24 protein-coding genes are annotated in these 19,964 nt (G+C 35.3%); all 24 read right to left on the reverse strand.

Annotated features, from left to right (window positions below; translation table 11 throughout):
• Positions 1–30: 30 nt before the first annotated feature.
• A complete protein-coding gene (locus RBQ61_RS14870; RefSeq protein WP_308138003.1) occupies positions 31–1,227 on the reverse strand; it encodes an MFS transporter in 1,197 nt (398 codons plus the stop codon).
• Between the two features lie 297 nt (positions 1,228–1,524).
• Positions 1,525–1,974, reverse strand: coding sequence for a chemotaxis protein CheX (locus tag RBQ61_RS14875; RefSeq protein ID WP_308138004.1), 450 nt, complete (start codon positions 1,972–1,974; stop codon positions 1,525–1,527).
• Positions 1,964–2,392 (reverse strand): bacteriohemerythrin, encoded by a 429-nt coding sequence (locus RBQ61_RS14880; RefSeq protein ID WP_308138005.1) that lies wholly within the window; start codon positions 2,390–2,392, stop codon positions 1,964–1,966. The genes RBQ61_RS14875 and RBQ61_RS14880 overlap by 11 nt, the downstream gene beginning before the upstream one ends.
• Before the next feature lie 150 nt (positions 2,393–2,542).
• Positions 2,543–3,322, reverse strand: coding sequence for a 5'/3'-nucleotidase SurE (surE, locus tag RBQ61_RS14885; RefSeq protein WP_308138006.1), 780 nt, complete (start codon positions 3,320–3,322; stop codon positions 2,543–2,545).
• 254 nt (positions 3,323–3,576) lie between these two features.
• Positions 3,577–4,224 carry a phage head-tail adapter protein gene (locus tag RBQ61_RS14890; protein ID WP_308138007.1) on the reverse strand — a complete coding sequence of 216 codons (648 nt, stop codon included), beginning with the start codon at positions 4,222–4,224 and terminating at the stop codon, positions 3,577–3,579.
• A gap of 66 nt (positions 4,225–4,290) precedes the next feature.
• A complete protein-coding gene (locus RBQ61_RS14895) occupies positions 4,291–4,761 on the reverse strand; it encodes a hypothetical protein (RefSeq protein ID WP_308138008.1) in 471 nt (156 codons plus the stop codon).
• 13 nt (positions 4,762–4,774) lie between these two features.
• A complete protein-coding gene (locus RBQ61_RS14900) occupies positions 4,775–5,623 on the reverse strand; it encodes an AraC family transcriptional regulator (RefSeq protein WP_308138009.1) in 849 nt (282 codons plus the stop codon).
• A 376-nt stretch (positions 5,624–5,999) separates the two neighbouring features.
• Positions 6,000–6,284 (reverse strand): hypothetical protein, encoded by a 285-nt coding sequence (locus RBQ61_RS14905; RefSeq protein ID WP_308138010.1) that lies wholly within the window; start codon positions 6,282–6,284, stop codon positions 6,000–6,002.
• A gap of 2 nt (positions 6,285–6,286) precedes the next feature.
• On the reverse strand, positions 6,287–6,703 hold the full coding sequence (locus RBQ61_RS14910) for a hypothetical protein (RefSeq protein ID WP_308138011.1): 417 nt from the start codon (positions 6,701–6,703) through the stop codon (positions 6,287–6,289).
• Between the two features lie 30 nt (positions 6,704–6,733).
• Positions 6,734–7,732 carry a hydrogenase expression/formation protein HypE gene (hypE, locus tag RBQ61_RS14915; RefSeq protein WP_308138012.1) on the reverse strand — a complete coding sequence of 333 codons (999 nt, stop codon included), beginning with the start codon at positions 7,730–7,732 and terminating at the stop codon, positions 6,734–6,736.
• Positions 7,729–8,817, reverse strand: coding sequence for a hydrogenase formation protein HypD (gene hypD / locus RBQ61_RS14920; RefSeq protein WP_308138013.1), 1,089 nt, complete (start codon positions 8,815–8,817; stop codon positions 7,729–7,731). The genes hypE and hypD overlap by 4 nt, the downstream gene beginning before the upstream one ends.
• Positions 8,814–9,035, reverse strand: a complete 222-nt coding sequence (locus RBQ61_RS14925) for a HypC/HybG/HupF family hydrogenase formation chaperone (RefSeq protein WP_308138014.1) — start codon at positions 9,033–9,035, stop codon at positions 8,814–8,816. Before RBQ61_RS14925 ends, hypD begins: the two co-directional genes overlap by 4 nt.
• Positions 8,998–11,298: a carbamoyltransferase HypF gene (gene hypF / locus RBQ61_RS14930; RefSeq protein WP_308138015.1), complete on the reverse strand. Its 2,301-nt coding sequence runs from the start codon at positions 11,296–11,298 to the stop codon at positions 8,998–9,000. The genes RBQ61_RS14925 and hypF overlap by 38 nt, the downstream gene beginning before the upstream one ends.
• Entirely contained in the window at positions 11,291–11,548 is a 258-nt protein-coding gene (locus tag RBQ61_RS14935) for a hypothetical protein (protein WP_308138016.1), read from the reverse strand. The genes hypF and RBQ61_RS14935 overlap by 8 nt, the downstream gene beginning before the upstream one ends.
• Entirely contained in the window at positions 11,541–11,996 is a 456-nt protein-coding gene (locus tag RBQ61_RS14940) for a hydrogenase maturation protease (RefSeq protein ID WP_308138017.1), read from the reverse strand. Before RBQ61_RS14940 ends, RBQ61_RS14935 begins: the two co-directional genes overlap by 8 nt.
• 5 nt (positions 11,997–12,001) lie before the next feature.
• Positions 12,002–13,411, reverse strand: a complete 1,410-nt coding sequence (locus tag RBQ61_RS14945) for a nickel-dependent hydrogenase large subunit (RefSeq protein WP_308138018.1) — start codon at positions 13,409–13,411, stop codon at positions 12,002–12,004.
• A 13-nt stretch (positions 13,412–13,424) separates the two neighbouring features.
• Entirely contained in the window at positions 13,425–14,312 is an 888-nt protein-coding gene (locus tag RBQ61_RS14950) for a hydrogenase small subunit (RefSeq protein ID WP_308138019.1), read from the reverse strand.
• Positions 14,309–14,743 (reverse strand): cytochrome b5 domain-containing protein, encoded by a 435-nt coding sequence (locus tag RBQ61_RS14955; protein WP_308138020.1) that lies wholly within the window; start codon positions 14,741–14,743, stop codon positions 14,309–14,311. Before RBQ61_RS14955 ends, RBQ61_RS14950 begins: the two co-directional genes overlap by 4 nt.
• 267 nt (positions 14,744–15,010) lie before the next feature.
• Positions 15,011–15,778, reverse strand: a complete 768-nt coding sequence (locus tag RBQ61_RS14960) for an ABC transporter ATP-binding protein (RefSeq protein WP_308138021.1) — start codon at positions 15,776–15,778, stop codon at positions 15,011–15,013.
• Positions 15,775–16,557, reverse strand: a complete 783-nt coding sequence (locus RBQ61_RS14965) for an ABC transporter permease (RefSeq protein ID WP_308138022.1) — start codon at positions 16,555–16,557, stop codon at positions 15,775–15,777. The genes RBQ61_RS14960 and RBQ61_RS14965 overlap by 4 nt, the downstream gene beginning before the upstream one ends.
• Positions 16,554–17,405 (reverse strand): ABC transporter permease, encoded by an 852-nt coding sequence (locus RBQ61_RS14970; protein ID WP_308138023.1) that lies wholly within the window; start codon positions 17,403–17,405, stop codon positions 16,554–16,556. The genes RBQ61_RS14965 and RBQ61_RS14970 overlap by 4 nt, the downstream gene beginning before the upstream one ends.
• Positions 17,392–18,588, reverse strand: a complete 1,197-nt coding sequence (locus RBQ61_RS14975) for an ABC transporter substrate-binding protein (protein ID WP_308138024.1) — start codon at positions 18,586–18,588, stop codon at positions 17,392–17,394. The genes RBQ61_RS14970 and RBQ61_RS14975 overlap by 14 nt, the downstream gene beginning before the upstream one ends.
• Positions 18,578–19,177: a CDP-alcohol phosphatidyltransferase family protein gene (locus RBQ61_RS14980; protein ID WP_308138025.1), complete on the reverse strand. Its 600-nt coding sequence runs from the start codon at positions 19,175–19,177 to the stop codon at positions 18,578–18,580. Before RBQ61_RS14980 ends, RBQ61_RS14975 begins: the two co-directional genes overlap by 11 nt.
• Complete coding sequence (locus RBQ61_RS14985; RefSeq protein WP_308138026.1) at positions 19,170–19,961, reverse strand: (Fe-S)-binding protein; 792 nt, start codon at positions 19,959–19,961, stop codon at positions 19,170–19,172. Before RBQ61_RS14985 ends, RBQ61_RS14980 begins: the two co-directional genes overlap by 8 nt.
• Between the last annotated feature and the right edge of the window lie 3 nt (positions 19,962–19,964).

Genomic DNA, 19,964 nt, shown 5'->3' on the forward strand with positions numbered 1-19,964 from the left:
ATTTTGCTTTGAATTACTATTTCTAAAATATTATCTATTCATTTTAACAGCACGATTAAACATAAAATAACCTATTATGAACATTATTGCGATAGATGCAACCCCAGTCTTTGAATTTCCGCTGATTTGTGTGGTTAATCCCATTATAAACGCTCCGGTAAATGATGCTCCTTTTCCAAAGATATCAAAGAAACCAAAGTACTCACTTGATTTTTCTTTAGGAATAATTTTAGCAAAATACGACCTGGAAAGAGCTTGTATTGCTCCCTGAAACATTGCCACACACACGGCCAGGAACCAAAATTCCCACGCCTTATCCAACTGAAGCGCAAATATAGTTATTAAAAAGTAGCCTATTATGCTGACATTTATTAAATCTTTTGTCTTATATTTTTTAGAAAGTTTTCCGAACATTAGTGCAAATGGAAATGCAACAACCTGTGTCAGCAAAAGAGCAAACAGTAAATTGTTGTCACTTATGCCCACATCTTTTCCATAGGATGTTGCCATTTCAATTATTGTATATACTCCGTCAATATAGAAAAAAAACGCCATAAGAAATATAAAAATTTCTTTTTGGTTTTTTATATCCATAAATGTATTTTTCAGTCTAACAAGTGCTTCCCGTATAGCATTCTTTTTTGTTTCCACATAATAAATTTGTCTATAATTTTTAAGCAAAGGAAAAGAAGCAGCAACCCACCACGCTGCAGTCAATATGAAAGCAAATTTTGTTGCATTTGAAGCAGTAATATAAAGTTTATCTGAAAAAAGTATAATAACCAAACTCAATGTAAAGGGAACACAACTTCCTATATACCCCCATGCATACCCAAGGGAAGAGAGCAAGTCCATTTTATCTTCAGCCGTTACATCCGGCAGCATGGAATCATAAAATATCAAACTTCCTGATATACCTATCTTTGCAATTACAAATATAAAAAGAAATACAAACCACGACGCACTTATGGACAACGCGGCACATCCTATTGCACCAATCAAAAGGAATGCTGTAAACAAAGGTTTTTTATATCCTTTCGTGTCAGCAAGCGTTCCCAGTATAGGCCCTATTATTGCAACAATAAGCGTTGAAATTGATACTGCATATCCCCAATAAGCCGTTGAATTTGAAGCCGATATGCCGCTGCCAGTAGCAATATTCTTGAAATAAATAGGTATAATAGTCGATACGAGCAATATAAATGCGGAATTTCCCACATCATACATGATCCAATGCTTTTCCAGCGATGTTAATTTACTTTTAGAAGAAATAATGTCCCTCACCTCTTTATTTAGATATAATAATTATATTTCCATAATACCATATACAGCTTACTTTTCAACAAATAAAGAAGATTATTGCATATATATTTTGTAAATAATAAGAAAAATCTGCATACGCGAACTGGCATGCAGATTTAATCTCAATATTTCAGAAACCGATTATAAAGTATTAAGCTTTTGTTAATATATATAAACAAGTCCTTCTTTTATATCTTATAATTGTATAATATACCAGTACTATCAGTTAGCCTGATTTAACTTTATATCAAGGCAAACTCCGCCAACAGAGGTAGTTAGGCAACTTGTCTGGTGTATATCATACTCTTTGCCTTCATCAGATGAACCTTGCTTTGGCGGCAATATGTCACATTTAAGTTTATTATCAGAAAGCATCGTAAGAACATTTCCGCTTATAATATTTGCAATTTCAGAAATCGCTGATGTAACAAACTCATCAACTGAATCCAAATCCATTCCAACCATAATATTAACCATACTTAGTGAGGTTGATGGAGGGAACCTGTAAATAACTTCACCCTCAAGGTCTCCTGTTACTCCGATGGATATATCCAAGGAATCATCACATACAAAATCATCTGCAGGATTATCCTCTATGTCCGAAAGATCAAGCATAAGTTTAAACACATCACGGGTTGCTTTAACAAATGAGTTGTAAAGATTAGCGCTCATTGCCGTCCACCCCCTTTTCCTTTGCGTAAGAAGCAATATTTTGGTCATCTGCTGCAACATGGTTTATGAGCCATGCCAAGAGCTTTCCTGCAAACTGCAACATTAATTTTTCATCGCACCCGCTCTTTTCATATTCTTCAGAAACACTAAGTACATAACTAACCATGTCGTCATGTATTTTTTTATGCATATCATATCCAGGGTACTCGATGCTTCTCTGGTATCCTTCTTCAGCATTGAAATGCTCTACCACATATCCTTTCATGAATTCTAGTGTCTCATTTACTTTGCTAACTTTCTCATTCCAATCTGCAGATGATTTCACTGTCTGAATGAATAGCTCCACACGCCTGAACAGCTCCTTGTGCTGATTATCAATCAAAGGAACACCAAGTTCATATTTGTCTTTCCAAAGCATAATTTTCCTTCCCTTCTCTTAGAACTTAATATAGTATATCGGCATAATTTTTAAAAATTTAATTAATAATACAAAATCAGAATACCTTGTGTTCTTTTTTAACATGCCGGTATTCTGATTTTGTTTTTACTAAAAACTCTATGCGAAGGTCTATTCAGCTTCAAGCGCTGTAGCCCTCTGCACCAAACCTGTACTTATCAAATGCTCCACATAATTAGAACTTTCGTAGTTGGGAGCTATAGGCGTAACTGACATATATCCTTGTTTTACATAATCTATGTCCGAGTCCTCCTCAACATTAGATGCATCTTTCATACAAAGCGCGAAACTACTTGTTTCCTCATTTAATTTTTCTTCTTTAAAATAGAAAGGATATTGTCCCGGCGCAGATAGCCTTGCATAAACCTCTCCCTTAAATTCATCCGGTTTACAGGAAGGAATGTTCACATTCAGTATATAATTTCTATTCATCGAAGTTTTAATATACTTCTCTAAAAAAGCACCAAGGTACATGCGGCACACATCAAAATTATTGCCGTCCAATGAAAGAGCCAGTGACGGTATCTTGTACTGGTAGCCCTCTATGGCTCCGGCTACAGTTCCTGAATATAGTACGTCACCACCGTAATTTGTACCGTTATTAATGCCGGAGAGTATAAGATCTGGTTTTTCGTCAAGCAAATTGTTAAGTGCTAAACGTACGCAGTCGGCAGGGGTGCTTCCTATGCTCCATGCACCTTTTACCTTAACCGGGAAATCATATTTCTTGACGATTATCGGTCCATGTATGGTTATACCGTGAGACACAGCACTTCTTTGTCTGTCTGGCGCCGCCACATAAACTTCTCCGAAGTCCTTCACAATATCAGCCAATACTTTTATTCCTTCTGAAAATATTCCGTCATCGTTGGTTAATAGAATTTTCATCATAATACACCTCTGTCACATATTGTAAGTAAATGCATTATATCATGAAATACTATTATTGTAGACAAATAATTTCTAAAATTATTTTAACAGGTAAGAATAAGCAACGTCATTCATACCGATTGATAAGCTTCAAGCATTCTTTTTCATAATGATTCTTTGATATATTCAATCGGTACATCCATGCGAACAGCTATTTCTTCAACAGAAAGACCCGAATTAATAAGAATTTATGTGTTGCTAAATCAATTCAATAATTACTTTTTTATTTTATGCATAATTCTTAAGCAGCCATCTAGGTGTAACATTTGATGCCTTGAAAACGGCATTAAAAACAGTCCTGCATATGTTTTTTTACACCAATAATCAACGAGCCAAAAAGCATTTTCATCTGTAGAAACAACATTTAATTTTATTAAATCATTTTTCCTGACATCTTTAACCTTTAACCTTGACTCTTTAAAATTCATTTGGTTAATTAACTGATTTGTGTTTGCATAAACATCATCTACATAATGTTTTAACTGATTAATGTCTAAGGAAAGACTAAATTGAACAAGCTGGTCTCTTTTTAGCTCGTTGCCTGTAGTTTTAATAGGGCTGCTTAATAAACTATCATATTTATTTTCAAAAAATACTTGTTTCTTACCTAAAATAAGAGTGTTAGATGTAATATCTTCAATCCTGGTTAGATGATATAAATAATATGCAATTGTTTTATCCGATTTCAGCGGCATTATGCAGTAGTCTTTTTTTTCACAGTTTGCAAATATATAATCATCAATTTCTTTTAATTCTTTGCGGAGCTGAAGTAAATTTATCTTACCCTCCTCAAATTTATCTTTACACTTTATTTGTGATTGAAAAGTTTTAAATAAACTAGAACGTTCCTGTTTCGATTTCATTTACTCTCCTTCTATCTCATAGGTATAAATTCTGAAAATACATATGTAGTTTTTTTAGCAGCTATGCTATTTAAAAAATGACAATTCATGCACTAAAAATGATTTAATAAACACGTTGTTCTCCTGGTTAAGTGTAGGTTGGAATGCCGCATAACGGCATTTCTTGTAGCGCTCATCATCTAAACAAAAGTCATACCCCATTACACATTTCGGATTACAATCATTTGGATCTAGTAATCTTTTACATACAGACGCTTTTTTAATTTCCTTCTTCATTTTTTCGGGAAGGGTACCTAAAAAACTTTCATATTCCTCTAAATGCTGTGGATATATGCGCAATTTCACGCCTGATTTCCTACATAAAAAAGTCGCTAACGTTTTTTTGTTAAATAGATAAGAAACCGTAAATCCACTTTTAGCACTTTTGATATTGCACTTACATCCACTTTCTAAAAGGAAGCTATTTACCTCAGATGCAAAATCTTTGTTATTATTATCTACATTTTCAAGAAAATCCTCAAATGAAACCTCTGGCATTATTGTCACCTCCTTATTTTTTTGTAACAGGTATCCACACTTCATATTGAGCATTATTAGGGTCAGGATTTAGATAAACTTCAATATCCGGGGCATTTGCATACTCATATCCTGAAGTAGGAAGCCATTCTGTTATAATACGCTGCTCTAACTCTTGAATTGATATATTTGTTCCGCTACCAACAAATATTGCCCAAGTAGATTCAGGCACTATGTATTCTTCTAAAGTTTCATCAATCTCAGTCGTGCTTGAAACTGCAATAAAATATTTCCACTCTTCACAATCATTGCATAAACTTACTCCCAAAAGTCCCATAGGTTGATTATTCATCATGGCAGCCAATTTAGAGATGGTACCATCCATTGCTGCTGTATGCCACATTTGCGGAACAATTGCAAAATTTTTCTCAATTTCTTTATTTAGCGGATGAGAAACTCCCACAATTCTAAATGATTCTTTTTCTTCAATTCGATAGTTCAATTCCTCTACTCCTTTAACGGTAATTTTGAAGCTTATAGGCGGATATGATTTCATTGTTACACCATCCTTTTTTAATGATGATGGAGCTATTCCATGTATGGCTTTAAATGCACGATTAAATGCCGTTGGCGAAGAATAACCATATTTAAGTGCAACATCAATAATCTTTTCATCTTTACCTTGTAAATCAACAGCAGCTAACGACATACGCCTGCGCCTAATGTACTCTGAAAGAGGAACACCAGCCATATACGAAAACATTCTTTGAAAATGATATGTAGAACAACAAGCTATCTTCGCCGCTTGCTCATAACTGATTTCTTCTGAAATATTATCTTCGATGTAGTTTATTGCTTTGTTTAGACGCTCTATCCATTCCATATAATTTGCTCCTTATAGTTAATATAGTAGTTTATTTTACTCTTTAGTTCCTCTCTTTTAATGCATTTAAAAGAGAGCTTATTATGTTAAAAGTATGAAACATCATTCTAAAATCAAAATAAATATTAGGCTTCAAGCACTGCCGGCGAGAAAATGTCCCCTGAAATAATCTCGGCAATTGTACAGGATATCGTTATTATAATTGTATATCTTTTCCTCATATTTTACAACACCGGAACGTCATAATAGACACCAGTATAATTCCAAGCAAAAATAGTACTGCCAAAAATAAAGCCATTAACATCCTAATGTCTTTATTTTTGGCAGTTTAACTCAAAGCTAATTATATATTATTAAATATAATTAAATGTAATATTTACTTATAAAAAAAATTTATTTTATCACCTTTAACCAAAAGAATAGTCATCCACGCTATTAACCCGCAGATAACTGCGGTAAAACCTAATAAAGCATCCTTAAAACTCATTTCTAAAAAAGGCTCTCCTTCAGCAATGCAGAAAAATCCATCCACTAACCACATAAGTGAAGCTCCCCAGTACATAAAGCTAAGCGTACTGACTTTGTAAGGGTCCTTTGGCATTTGTACATACCAAACAATAGTAGCAATAATTGCAGCAAAAAATGTAATTAATAGATACATTTTTACTCCTCCCCCATAGCATGCTTAAAAGCAGCTGTTGTTTTATATAAGTAATCTGATACAAGCACCATAACACTCCATATTGCAGTAACAAAAATCGCCATAGAAACACCTACCGTAGCAATTTCATGAAGCATAGGTGCAATATTTTCAGGGTTGTTCATTGCAGTCAAAAATGGTGGTCTGAGAACTACTTCTCCGTGCCAAATATGTTCAATGGCTAGAAGAAAAACTCCTCCCCATAAAAGATTCGTCAACCAATTTAATTTACGGCTCCATGATAACCCTGTTTCAGTCTTGATGTCAGGAACTCCATCATCAGATTTTAAATTAATTTTTGAAATCTCTTTCTTTTTTACACTCTTTTTTATAACAGTTATGACAACAGCTTCAGCTGCCGGCACTAAAAAACACGCCATAATATCCCTCCCTTTAAGATAAATTAATAATCAGCAAATTCTCGATATCATTTGATTCTCAAGTATAGCAAGTATCCGTTCCCCTCCGAGCCACGTCCTTACACATACCTTACTGTATAAATCATCAAATTTTCCAATTATTTGTGAGTTTTGGCAATCATCTAACATATTAATACAATTAAGGATTTTTGTACCAAACCCTTTTTCAACAACGAGTATCATCCTGCCCTCACAGGCAAAGTATAGGGGATCTGTACCCAGAAGTTCATGGACAGATTTAACAGCCGGTCTTATTTGTAACTTCTCCTCTTCTATTATAGCTCCAATATTATAACTGTCGGATATTTCGCAAAGCGCATTTGCAACACCTCCACGGGTAGGGTCTCGCATAAGCTTCACATGCTTAATACCATCGCCAAGAACAGAAACAATCTCTGAAAGAGGATTGCAGTCACTTGTAAAGTCTCCCTTTAAACCAAGCTCATATCTTTTAAGTAAAATTGCGGTCCCATGTTCGCCTACAGTTCCCGTAAGTATAATCTCATCACCTGATGTTATTTTTCTTGGGTTAAAAAATTTATGTACTTTTCCAATACCAGAGGTATTGATATAGATTCCGTCTGCCGACCCTTTTTCCACCACTTTAGTATCCCCAGCCACAATTTTGACTCCGGCTTTTTTACAAATACTGCTCATAGATGAAGCAATCAAATCCAGTTTTTCAATTTCAAACCCTTCTTCTATGACAAAACCCGCACTGAGATACAGAGGAACCGCTCCTGCCGATGTCAGATCATTGACTGTCCCGCATACGGCGAGCTTTCCGATATCTCCGCCCGGGAAAAAAATTGGCTTTACCACAAAGCTGTCTGTGGTAAACGCAAGCCGTCCTGCCTTCATTTGAAAAATAGCAGAATCTTGATATCCTGTAAGAATTTCATTGTCAAAATACTTATAAAAAATATCCCTGATTAGATTATTTGTTAATAGGCCTCCGTCGCCGTGTCGAAGCATAATTCGTTGATTCAAACTTTATTACCTCCATATCTGTAGTACGCTGCGCATGCCCCTTCTGAAGAAACCATACATGGTCCTATAGGATGCTCAGGAGAACATTTGCGTCCAAAGTTCACACACATATCCGGCGTTTTTTCTCCTATTAGTACTTTCCCACAATCACATTGATTGAGGAAAACATTAGGACTTGATTGTATTTCAATATTAAATTTTTTTAAAGCGTCATATTCTTCAAAGTCACTGTTTATTGTAAAAGCAGAATCTATTATTATTCCAATACCTCTCCAATTTGCATCAGATATTTGAAACACTTCGTTTATAAGATGGAGAGCCAGCGTATTTCCTGCATCACATACGCATCTTTTATATGTGTTCATGAGTTGAACAGGCACTTCTCCTGTAAGCTGCCTGCATAAAATGCTTATGGATGCAATAATATCCATTGCCTCAAAGCCGCATATGACTGCGGGCATATTATAAACAGTGGTTATTGGCAAAAAAGGAGCTGTGCCAGTTATGGCAGCAACATGGCCGGGACAAAGCATTGCATCAAAATTAACGCTGCCTTTTTCCAAAATAAATCTTATTACAGGCTCCATTCGCTTAAGTGACGTTAGCAGAAATAAATTATTAATTTTTTGTTTCCGCGCCATTTTAATTAATGCTGCGTACAAAGGTGCTGTAGTTTCAAAGCCAACCGCTGCAAATACAATATTTTCACCTTTTCGCCTTTGTGCAAGATTAAGCACATCTTCAGGTGAATAGACTGTTACCACCTTTTTCCCTAAAGTGATCTGTTCTTCCAAGTTGCCGCATGAACCGCTGACTCTCAAAAGATCTCCAAATGAAGCTACTACAACATTTTCATAGTTTAATAGCTTTATTAGCGCATCAATATAACCTGCTTCAGTTACACATACCGGGCAGCCGGGCCCTGAAACAAGGCGGATTTTTGGAGAAAGAATTTTTTTGATTCCAAATCTGGCAATTTGATGTGTATGTGTGCCGCAAATTTCCATTATGCGAATATCTTCGGTAATAGTTTTGTTAATTTTTTCAACAGTTTTTCCAATTAACAGTTTATCTTCTTCTATCATTGCATACCCCTCAACATATCTTGAAGAGCATTTTTAAGAAAATTAAAATACTCGTCGTCAATTCTATTTATAGCAAATCCTGCATGCACCATGACTTTATCACCAACTCTTGGCTTGTCGATTAACAAAATATTTACTTCTTTTCTAACCCCCATTATATCTACCTCCGCATGGGGTTCATTAATATTGATTACTTTTGCCGGAATCGCAAGGCACATAATTATTCTCCTTCAAAATAGCACCAGCCGCCACCGCCTGTCCGAAAGAAATTCCTCCGTCATTTGATGGTGTAAGCCGATTATAATAAACGTTAAATTTCAAATTTCTAAGCTTAAATATAAGTTTTTCAAGTAAGTATGTATTTTCAAAAACTCCTCCGCTCAGCACAATATCTTTTATTGCTGTTTTTTCGTAAATTTTGCATACACATTCAGCTGTGGCTTCAACTAAGGTGTTATGAAATTTTGATGATATAATGAACTTTGGTTCTTTATTTCTAATGTCTCTTATAATATCTTTTAGAATATCTTCATATTCCAGCACAAAACCATCTTCGGTATCATTAATTGAATATTTATAAAAGTTACAAACTTCTTTATCAGCTATGCTTTCTAATTCAATAGCAGCTTGTGCATCATAAGTTATTTGTGCTTGAAACCCGCATAGTGCTGCAACACAGTCAAAAAATCTTCCCATGCTGGAGGATTCAAAGCATTTAATTTTATTTTTAATTGCAGAATTAACCGCATCCAAAACAAAGGGATCTATTTTGCGTAAAAATTCATGAGAATCAACACCAATAGATAATAGATAGGATGCGGCGCACCTCCACGGTTCTTTTACTGCACTGTCGCCTCCTTGAAGCGTTACATAATTTAAATGGCCTGCCCTTTTATATTCAGATAATGAACCTACAAGGAATTCTCCTCCCCATACCGAACCATCTGTACCCAAGCCTGTTCCATCGTATATTACGCCAATCACCTTATGCGACAATTTATTTTCAGCCATGCAGCCAGCCATGTGCGCATGATGATGCTGAACTGCTATTTTTTCGCCTACTTGTTCCTTTGCATAACGTGTAGAAATATAATCCGGATTTAAATCGCAAGCGTAAATATCTGGATGATAATTAAACAAACTTTTAAAATGCTCAATTTGCCTGCTAAAAACTTTATACGTTTTATACTCGTTTAGATCCCCTATGTACTGGCTTGCTGTAGCAAAACCATTTTCAGTAATGCATACAGAACATTTTTGCTCAGGTCCCACTGCCAATATCCTGTTCTTTATTTCTATATGTATTGTCAAAGGGGCGTACCCGCGCCCACATCGAACAAGCACCTCATGCTCATCTGCAACTTTTACTACCGCATCATCCACCGGCACAATTATCTCACGATTATGCACCAAAAAGTATTCTGCAACAGCACTAAGAGTTTTTACAGCAATATCATCTTGGTAGCATATGGGAGAGCCGCTGATATTTCCGCTAGTCATAACAAGATAGTCAATTTCATCTTGAAAAAGAAGAAAATGGAGGGGTGTATAAGGCAACATAACTCCAAGACTTTTTTGATTCGGTGCAATATCTTGAGGTAAATACTCCGGTGATTTCTTGCGCAGCAATAAGATTGGTTTCTTGCTTCCTGTTAAGATTTCTTTTTCTTTTTTTGATACCTCACAAATTCTATGAATTGATTCCATATTGCGAGCCATTATTGCCAGCGGTTTATGTGGTCTGTGTTTAAGTTTTCGAAGTTTTTGCACTACCTCTGAATCTTCTGCGTTGCAGCATAGGTGATATCCTCCTATTCCTTTCACAGCAAGAATTTTACCTTTATGAATCAATTCCCTGGCAAGACTTATGCAATCAAGCGAATCCACCCTGTTACCTTGATCATCTAGCAGCTCCAGCATTGGCCCGCAGTCAGAGCAGCAATTTGTTTGTGCGTGAAACCGTCGGTTATCTTTAGCGCTGTATTCACCTTGGCATTGTGAACACATTTTAAACTTAGACATAGAAATGGTTTCTCTGTCATAGGGAAGGCTGTTTATAATAGAGTATCTTGGCCCGCAATCTGTACAGCTTATAAAAGGATACTTAAACCGTTTGTTGCCTAATGCGTTAAATTCTTTTAAACAGCTTTCACACACAGCTATATCAGCAGACAAAAAATTTGCTGTATTGTCATCAGCCCTGCTGGTTTTAATTGAAAAGTCAGTGTATCCACAAACTTGTTGTAATCTCATCTGAAAATCTGCAATTACAGCATTACTAGGATACTCATTTTGAAGTATTCGAATAAACTCTTTGATACTTCCTTCATTTCCCTCAACGTCTACTATAACTTTTGAGCCATGGTTTTCAACCCATCCTTTGAGCTGAAGCCCTTCTGCAGTTCTGTATACAAAAGGGCGAAATCCAACCCCTTGTACAATTCCTGCCAGAGTTATAACGTACCTTTTTATATTATTCAAAGACATCCCCATCAATATTTTTAATAATAGCCGTAAGTTTTTCATAAGGTTTATGCTCAACATTTATGACTGTCCATTCACCAAACATAACACTGTCACGATCTTTCAAATGAGATAAAAGATGTGGTCCTTCAATATGGCTGCCTTCATCAACTTCAATATTTATTTCATTTATTTTAACAATTCCATTTTGTTCGCAAAGAGTAATAATAGATTGATATATTTTTTCTATCAAGTGTGTATCATGCATTGTCAATTTCCTCCTTTATATTTAAAATTGTTGTTAAAACAATATTGCAAATCTTATCAAATGATTTTTGAAGCGGTTCGCTTAGCTCAAATCCAAAGCCTATTTCAGCTGCTTCAATACCAATTAAATAACCTTGTGATTTCGGATGATACAAGTCAATTAAGTCAAAAAGGCTGAATTCGTGTTGTGTACGTAACCTTCGGCGATTTTTTAATGCGTAACTGAGAAGCATTATATCAACACTGCCAGGTTCTTTTTCCTGTGTCATAGCATCAATTATAATTAAAAAATCCTCAGGCTTAATTTCATCAAAACAACATTGAAAATCTGTTTCTCCAACTAATGAATCAATACCACGCGTGCTGAGATTATCTTGAATAGCACCAACAACCTTTGATCCTATTCCATCGTCACGCATAACACAGCTTCCAATACCTATCACAAACATCCGTTTCATGGCACTACCTTCATAGTTTTAATTAAACTACCATTTGTATAAACGTGAGTAGCACAAGAAACACATGGGTCAAAGGAGCGTATAATTCTTCCAATCTCTACCGGAGAGTCTGTGTTCTGTATTATTGTACCAATCAACGCCTTTTCTCCAGGGCCAGGTAAATTATCTTCACTTCTCGTTGAAAGATTCCATGCAGATGGAGTGATAATCTGATAAAGCGATATTACGCTGTTTTCAATTTTCATCCAATGACCCAAAGCCCCTCGCGTAGTGTCAATCAAACCTGCACCTTTAGCATTCTCAGGGACTTCATATTCTTTTTGAACAGAAATTCCTGGAATAACGTTATTAAGAAGCGTAAGAATAATATCTGCTATTTTTGCGGCTTCAAGAACTCTGGCCAAAGTTCTGTCCATTGTAGATATTCCGTTTCTGTATTCGCCGCAAAGCCACATTCTTGCCAACGGCCCAACCTCATAAGGAAGTCCTCTATACCTTGGAGCTTTCACCCACGAGTATGCATCAATTTTATCCATATCAGGTTCAGGAATTGTTTGATATGGCGTATAAGTATCTTCGTTTGCTATGTACCATGATGAGTAAATATTTTCAGTAATTTCTGCCGGATTAAGTTCCACAATCTTGCCTCCGCTGTACGCTAAAGGATTAACATAAAGAGTTCCAAGCTTTTCATATTCATTAAAACAGCCAAAACTGAGAAGATTTCCGTAACCTCGTCCAATTCTAAAATACTCTTCATAGTATTCAGCAATGGTATAAGCATCGGGTATCATTTTATTGCAGATAAATTCTCTAATATTTTGCAGAAGAGATCGTAACTGCAATATTTTCTCCTGCGTTGCCTGCGATGTAATTCCGCCGATAAAAACTCCATGGTTATGCGGAGCTTTTCCTCCTAAAACAGCCAGCATTTCATGCGCATTTCTGCTATACACGAGAGAATCAAAATAATGCTGTACAATTAAATCATTTTTTTGTTTTGGCAACCTAAAGTCATTGTGGTTAGTTTCAAAAAGCGTATTGCCTTCAGGCAGCTTTATAAAATCAGGTGCCGTGTACTGATAAAAATGTCTTATGTGGTTTTGAAGAAATTCGCATCCATGAATTATATCTCTCAAATATCTGCCCTGTTGAGAAGGAATAATACCAAAAGCATCCTCCAGCGCCAGAGTTGATGCCATTGAATGAGCAGCTGAACAAATACCGCATATTCTTTGAGTAAAATATACGGCATCAAAGGGGCTTCTCCCCTCCAGCATTTTTTCAAAGCCCCTGAAAAGCAAACCTTCTGTTTTTGCATCTGTTACAGTATTATTGCCAATGATCGCATCGATTTCCATAAACCCGCTAATTCGGGTAACAGGACTAATTTTTACTCTCTTCATTTTTTCAGCTCTCCTATGTAGTATCGTAACTAATAAATGGTTCCATTTTATCAGGAAACCCAAACATGGCACAGCCAATGCAAGGACTATCATCCTCAATAGGCCAGTTTACACCCTCATTCCACTTTCTGACGGGGCAGTCAACTCTTGTGACCGGACCTCTGCATCCAATCTTAAACATGCAGGTTTTTTCTCCAAGTTTCGATGCAAAAATCCCGCTGTCAAAATATTTTCTCCTTGGACATATATCATGAATTAACGTGCTATAAAGCATAATCGGACGTTGCCTGCTATCCAATTCCGGTTCTCCAAAAAGCATTATGTAAGCAAGTGTTCCCATAAACCAGTCAGGGTGACATGGACAACCCGGAAGCTTTATAACCTTTTTGTTTAGTAAGCTTTGAATGCCCACACATTGAGCCGGATTTGGCCTTGCCGCAGAAATACCTCCGTCGGAAGCACATGTACCCACAGCTATAACATAAGCAGCCTTTTCCCCAAATTTTTTAATTGCGTCATATGCAGTTACAGGCTGGCCTCTCCACCTTCCGATAATATTGTACAATCCGTTATTCTTCGTCGAAACAGCGCCCTCAACAGCTAATATGTAGTCGTCATCGATAACACTAAACAATTTTTCCATGGCGTCTTCACCTTCAGCTGCCATTAGACTATTGTCATAAATAAAATTTACCATTTGAGTGGCCAGACTTTTAAAATCCGGGTTTGCCCCATCCAGAAGGGAAATAATATTTCCTGAACATCCTGTAAGCTCAAACCATATTAAATTTCTTTTTTTTATTTTATTTTGTTTAACAGAATCTATTACTTTATGAACAAGCAAAGATGTCGTCTCTAACCTAGTGTAAAAATTCGGACAAATACTAATTTTTTCATTCATTCTACCATCTTCCCAACCACCTTCAATTTATTTAGAACCGGCTGACCTGCGTGACATGAAGCAAACTGATTGGTTACGTCAGTACCGGCCGAAAGTCCAAAATGAGTCGCTCCTCCCCAAGCCGCATTATTCGTTATATCATATACAACGCCATTTACTGCCACATACGCCGGATTTCCGTTCCTGCCGTTATATGTTGATAGTTCAGCTTCCGTAAATATTCTGGTTGTATCTGGTTGTAAAATATTAGTACTATCACTATCCTCCAGACCTTGAACCAGAGTGGTAATATTGGATATATTTTTGCGCAGGCGATTTAAAAGCTTATTTTTAGCGCAAGAATTTGGGGTTATATATAAACAATCGATTATGTCATTTATTTCATTTAAATTATCGTTTATTAAATTTATCAAAATTTCACTATTTTTCATGTATAATCTCCTTATATGCTTATTCAAAATTAGTACATTATATTCTATATAAATTTAAATGTGTTTGTGGCAATTGCCCTTTCCGTTTTACCGCAGATGATATCATTAAGAGTGAAATTCTTGTTTAAATAATTCAGGTTTCCTAAATATAAAAAACAACCTCTCAATTGAAGGGTTGTTCTAAGCTAAATAGTTGAACAAAAAGACTGTCCTTCTTTATTTAGACAGTCTTTTTTATGTTAGTACAAGGCGATTAAATTATAAATCTTACGTTATGCTAACTATTTTATCAGAAAACACAATTTTTCCGTCATCTAGCAATATTATGTCCCCAAGAAAATTGTTCACCGCACTTACATTTGTTTTTTTGCACAAATTCTCAGGCGATTCTGTTAACACTATTTCACCATCAAACATAAAAGCTATTTTGTCGCTCATTAAAAATGCATCTTCTTTGTCGTGGGTGATCATAACAATGGTTGTATTAAATTTCTTATGTATTTTTAAAATAAAATCACGAATATAAATTTTCAGATTATTGTCAAGACCTGTGAAGGGTTCATCTAAGAGCAGTACCTTTGGTTCAACAGCCACTGCCCTCATTAAAGCCACCATTTGCTGCTGACCGCCTGAAAGCTGTGAAGGATATTTGTTTAAATGTCCATTCATATTAAAAAAGTCCATTAATTCATCTGTCTTTTTATCAATACGGCTTTGGCTTAATTTCTTCATCTTCATTCCAAACTGAATATTATCCTGCACACTTAAGTGAGGAAACAGTTTATTTGATTGATGAACCATAACAATCTGCCTTTTTTCCATGGGCACATGATTTATAGCGTTATTGTCCAATATAACCCTGCCGCTGTCAGGGGCAATAGCTCCTGTGATTACCCTCAGTGCAGTTGTCTTGCCTGCTCCGCTGGGCCCTAATATGGAAAACAACTGTCCTTTTTCAATATTTAAGTTGATATTTTTTAAAAGTTTATTTTTTCCTATAGAATAATTTATATTTTCTAAAGCTAAAAAGCTCATAGTATTTTTCCTTTGTTAAATGATTTTTCAATTAGCGAACATAGTGCCATTACTATTATACCATACAATATGTACATTAAAGTATACACTGATGAAATGTTTCTGTCAGAACCTGTAATGTAAGGTGTCATTATCATGGAGAAATTTACAAACCTTGAATCTCCTATGAAGAAATTTATAAAGTACTGTGAATACGAAATTATAAATGCCATAATAAAGCTTGTAACATAACCCTTTAAATAAATTGGCACATTGATTAAATAAAAAGACTTCCACCTTGAAGCACCCAGACCTCTGGCTATGTGCTCCTGCTCAATTCCCCAAACTTCATAGCATGAATAAACTATTTTAAAGGAATAAGGCAGAGAAAAATATATGTGAAGCAATATTACTATGAGTCCACTGCATCCGGAAAATAAGCTAAGAAACATTTTATGGCTTCCAATGCATACGCTGACAACAGGTAGAAGCATTGGAAGGTAAAACAAGCTTTCAAGCTGAATTTTATATTTAAAATCCGTTGTTATAAAAAATCTAGAAAGCATTATGCTTAAAATCAAAGAAATAAATGCTACCTGCAATGAATACACCACTGACTTTAATGCAATTATACAGTCTTGAGAATTAAAAAAATATGCAAAACCTCTTATTGTAAAATTTTGCGGAAGCAGATTTTCAGCTCCCCAACTTGAAAAAAACGACCATAAAATCATTGATACAAGAGGTAACAAAAGAAATATCATAATAACAATAAATATAATTTTATTTAATATTTTCATATTGCACCTTCATTCTCACTTTTTAAAAGCCTGTAGTATAAAACACAAAGCAATAAAGAAATTGCTATCATAACCATGTTCATTGTCATGCCGTAGGCACGGTATGTCATATCCGGATTTATATAATTATTATATACAAGCACTCCCATTGAAGGAGGATTTGATGGTCCTAAAAAATAAAAACCTTCGTATGCAAATAAATTATAATTAAATACAACTAAAGCAGAAGAAAGTATTGCTCTTTTGCAAAGGGGCAGTAAAATTTTTCTTACATACATAATATTTGTACAGCCAAGGTTTCTTGCAGCTTCCTTATATGCATCATCGGTTTTTAACAATATGGGATAAACAGAAAGTGCAATAAATGGAACTCCTTTAAACACATTGAGCAAAATAACGGCCAATCCCTTTGAATTATAAATAATATTTAAATTTTTTATTTCAAACCCCAAAAATTGAAACATGTGAAACAAAAGTCCTTTATCGCTGTATGTATTGTAAATTAAAACCGCTGCAGCAACATAAGACAAAAAAATCGGAAACCTGTATGAAACATTTACAAATGAATTTTTTGATTTAGCAACAACATATCCTAAATATGTGCCAAACACAGCCGACAACAAAGCTGATGTTAAAGCAACAAAAATACTGTACAAAAAACTACTCACAAATATCTTGTCCGTAAAAAGATTTGCATAGTATTTAAAGGTTAATTCATTTAAAAAAAGCTCAGGAATTAAACCTAAGCTTTCCTTTAAAGTATTTATTAGAACATATGCTGTAATGGAAAACACAATTAAAAATGAAGGCATTACTAAAATTGTGTTACTTATTTTATTGTTCTCCAAAAAGAACCACATCCTCCCAAACTTTTTCTATAATGTTTACCAAATCAGCTTTTAATTCAGGTTGCTTGTGATCGGACAGTTCATCATAGGCTAAAATACTATTTTTATATTGCTCTGAAGGTGTTAATGATTCATCAAGACTTTTTTGTTCATCTTCACTTAAGTTATCATATTCTAAAACCGGAAGGTCTCCCCATCCGCTCAAATCTGCTTTTGATATTTGCATTTCCGGAGAAAGCGCAGCTTCAATTAGCTTCATGGAATTTTCAACATGTGGTGCATTAGCTGCTATTGCCAGATAATGAGTATTGAAAGGTGTTCCATTTTCCCACACAAATGTTTCTGTGCTTTCGCTCCAGCTCTTGTCCATCACTTTACTCAATGCTTTGTTTGCATTGTAATCCATTGCTATATAAATTTCCTTATCCTGATATAAGCCGTCAAGCTGAGCAGAATCCTTTGGATATGTTTTTCCTTCCTTCCAAAGATATGGTTTTATTTCATTCAAATAGTTCATTGCAGGCATTACAGCTTCTTTAACTGTTTCATAATCTGCTGGAAGATCCTTAACATTTTCATAGCCTACAATATCGTATATAACAGTTCGTACAAAAGCAGAACCCACAAAATCAGTAGCTTCAGGATACGTGAATGCACCCGGATTATTTATAAGCATCTCTTTTAGCTCTTGAGAATTTTCTGGTGGTTCAGGCAACAGTTCCTTGTCATGAACAAAAACAAACTGAGCTTTTCCCCAAGGCGCTTCGTATCCTTCTGTTGGATATCCGAAATCCACAGTTGCCTCAGGTCCTTTTAAATCCACATATTTTTGCGCGTTTTCTATTTTATCCAAAAATGGCCCGTACAATAAATCATACTGTTTAGCATAATAAAAATTTTCTCCGTTAATCCATATAACATCAATAGAGCCATTGTTGCTGTAATTTTTCTCATTAGTAAGCTTCATTAAAATTTCATCAATATTCATTGGAACACGAACGACTTCAACACCGTAGTTCTCCAATGCATATGGCGCCAGTTTGCTGTCAATCCATTCATTGACTCTCTGATCACCGCCCCAACCGTATATGGTTACTGTATTATCTTCTTTGGGCCTATTAGCAAATATTGCTCCTAAAATAATAAACACTATTAATCCAATTATTATTATTTTATTTCTCATGAATTTCCTCCAACGCTTTTATAGCTTCTATAAGTCTTTGTATTGCAGTAAACAATACCAATCCGGCATATATAAATGCTATTTCTTTCATAAAGGAATTTAATATCATCATAACAGTAAACATTATAAATCCTTCAGTTCTTTCCATGAGGCCTGCCTGATAGCGAAAGCTTTTCTTCCCATTGTTCGTCATCAACATGCCTGAAGTTAAAAATACTGACATTGAAAGAACTATTGCACAAGTCAGACAGAGAAATGCAAAGGTAGATTCTTGGTGCTTAAGTGCAAACACAACTATAAAAGTTAGTTCAACCACTCTGTCAAAACAAATATCCAACAACGTTCCGGATTTAGTAATTAAATTCATTTTTCTTGCCATTGCCCCGTCTACAGCATCTAAAAATCCTGAAAACCACAACAGTATTATTGCTGCAAGAATGTTATTAAAATAATACATTATGCTTGCTAAGATTCCCACAACCAAAGCAATGCATGTGACTTGTGTGGGTTTAAACTTTGAATTAATAAAAAACTTCGATGTTATGTCAAAATATTTATCTAAATATTTTCTGCCATATGTGTCAAGCATTGCCTTGCTCCTTCTTAATAAAACTTACCGCATTAAATCTATTCACCCAAGACGATGAGGATTCCGTTTCAAACAACAGCTCAAGTACGTGTTTAGAATCGTAGGAGTTTTGTTTAAAAGTATCCCTGCATGAAGCGCAATAAGTAACTATCTTTTTTGAAGGTGCTTGTGATGCGCGAAGTTCAAAAAGCTTTTTGCCCTTTTCAGGATACAGTGCCATAAGCATATTTTTCTTGCCGCAGCAAACTGTATTTTCCCTGTTGTTTTTAAATTCCAGCACTTCAACTCCAAGTTTATTTAAAATATTTCTAACATGCTCCGCTGCCTCTATGTCATTGACTATTGGACAGGGATCATGAAGTGAATAAGCTTCGCCTTTCAAAATATTGTATTTTTCCTGTGGGAAAATTTCATCTATTATTGCCCATGCTGAATGCACATTGACTTCTTTGTATTCTGACAGTGTTACAAAACAGTTTGGGCACAGTGTGTATATGTTTTTTACTTTGTTTTCTTCAAACAATTTGTGCAGATTATCTTCTATTTTTTTATAGCCATCGCCATTATATATATGCTTTGACGGCTTACCGCAGCAATATGTGCTGTAAGCAAGTCCGGGCACTTTCTTTTTAAGAAGGTTATACGATTTCTCGGTTATTTCTTTTCCAAGAGATAAAACAGCACAGCCGGGCCAAAAAATATCCCGGCCCGGTTGTATATTAGCAAATATTTTACTATAGCTCATCAATTGATGATTTTTAACAATTAATTCTCTGTAGTTCATAGT

Origin of the sequence: Sedimentibacter sp. MB35-C1 (genome assembly GCF_030913635.1) — a bacterium.
GTDB lineage: Bacteria > Bacillota > Clostridia > Tissierellales > Sedimentibacteraceae > Sedimentibacter.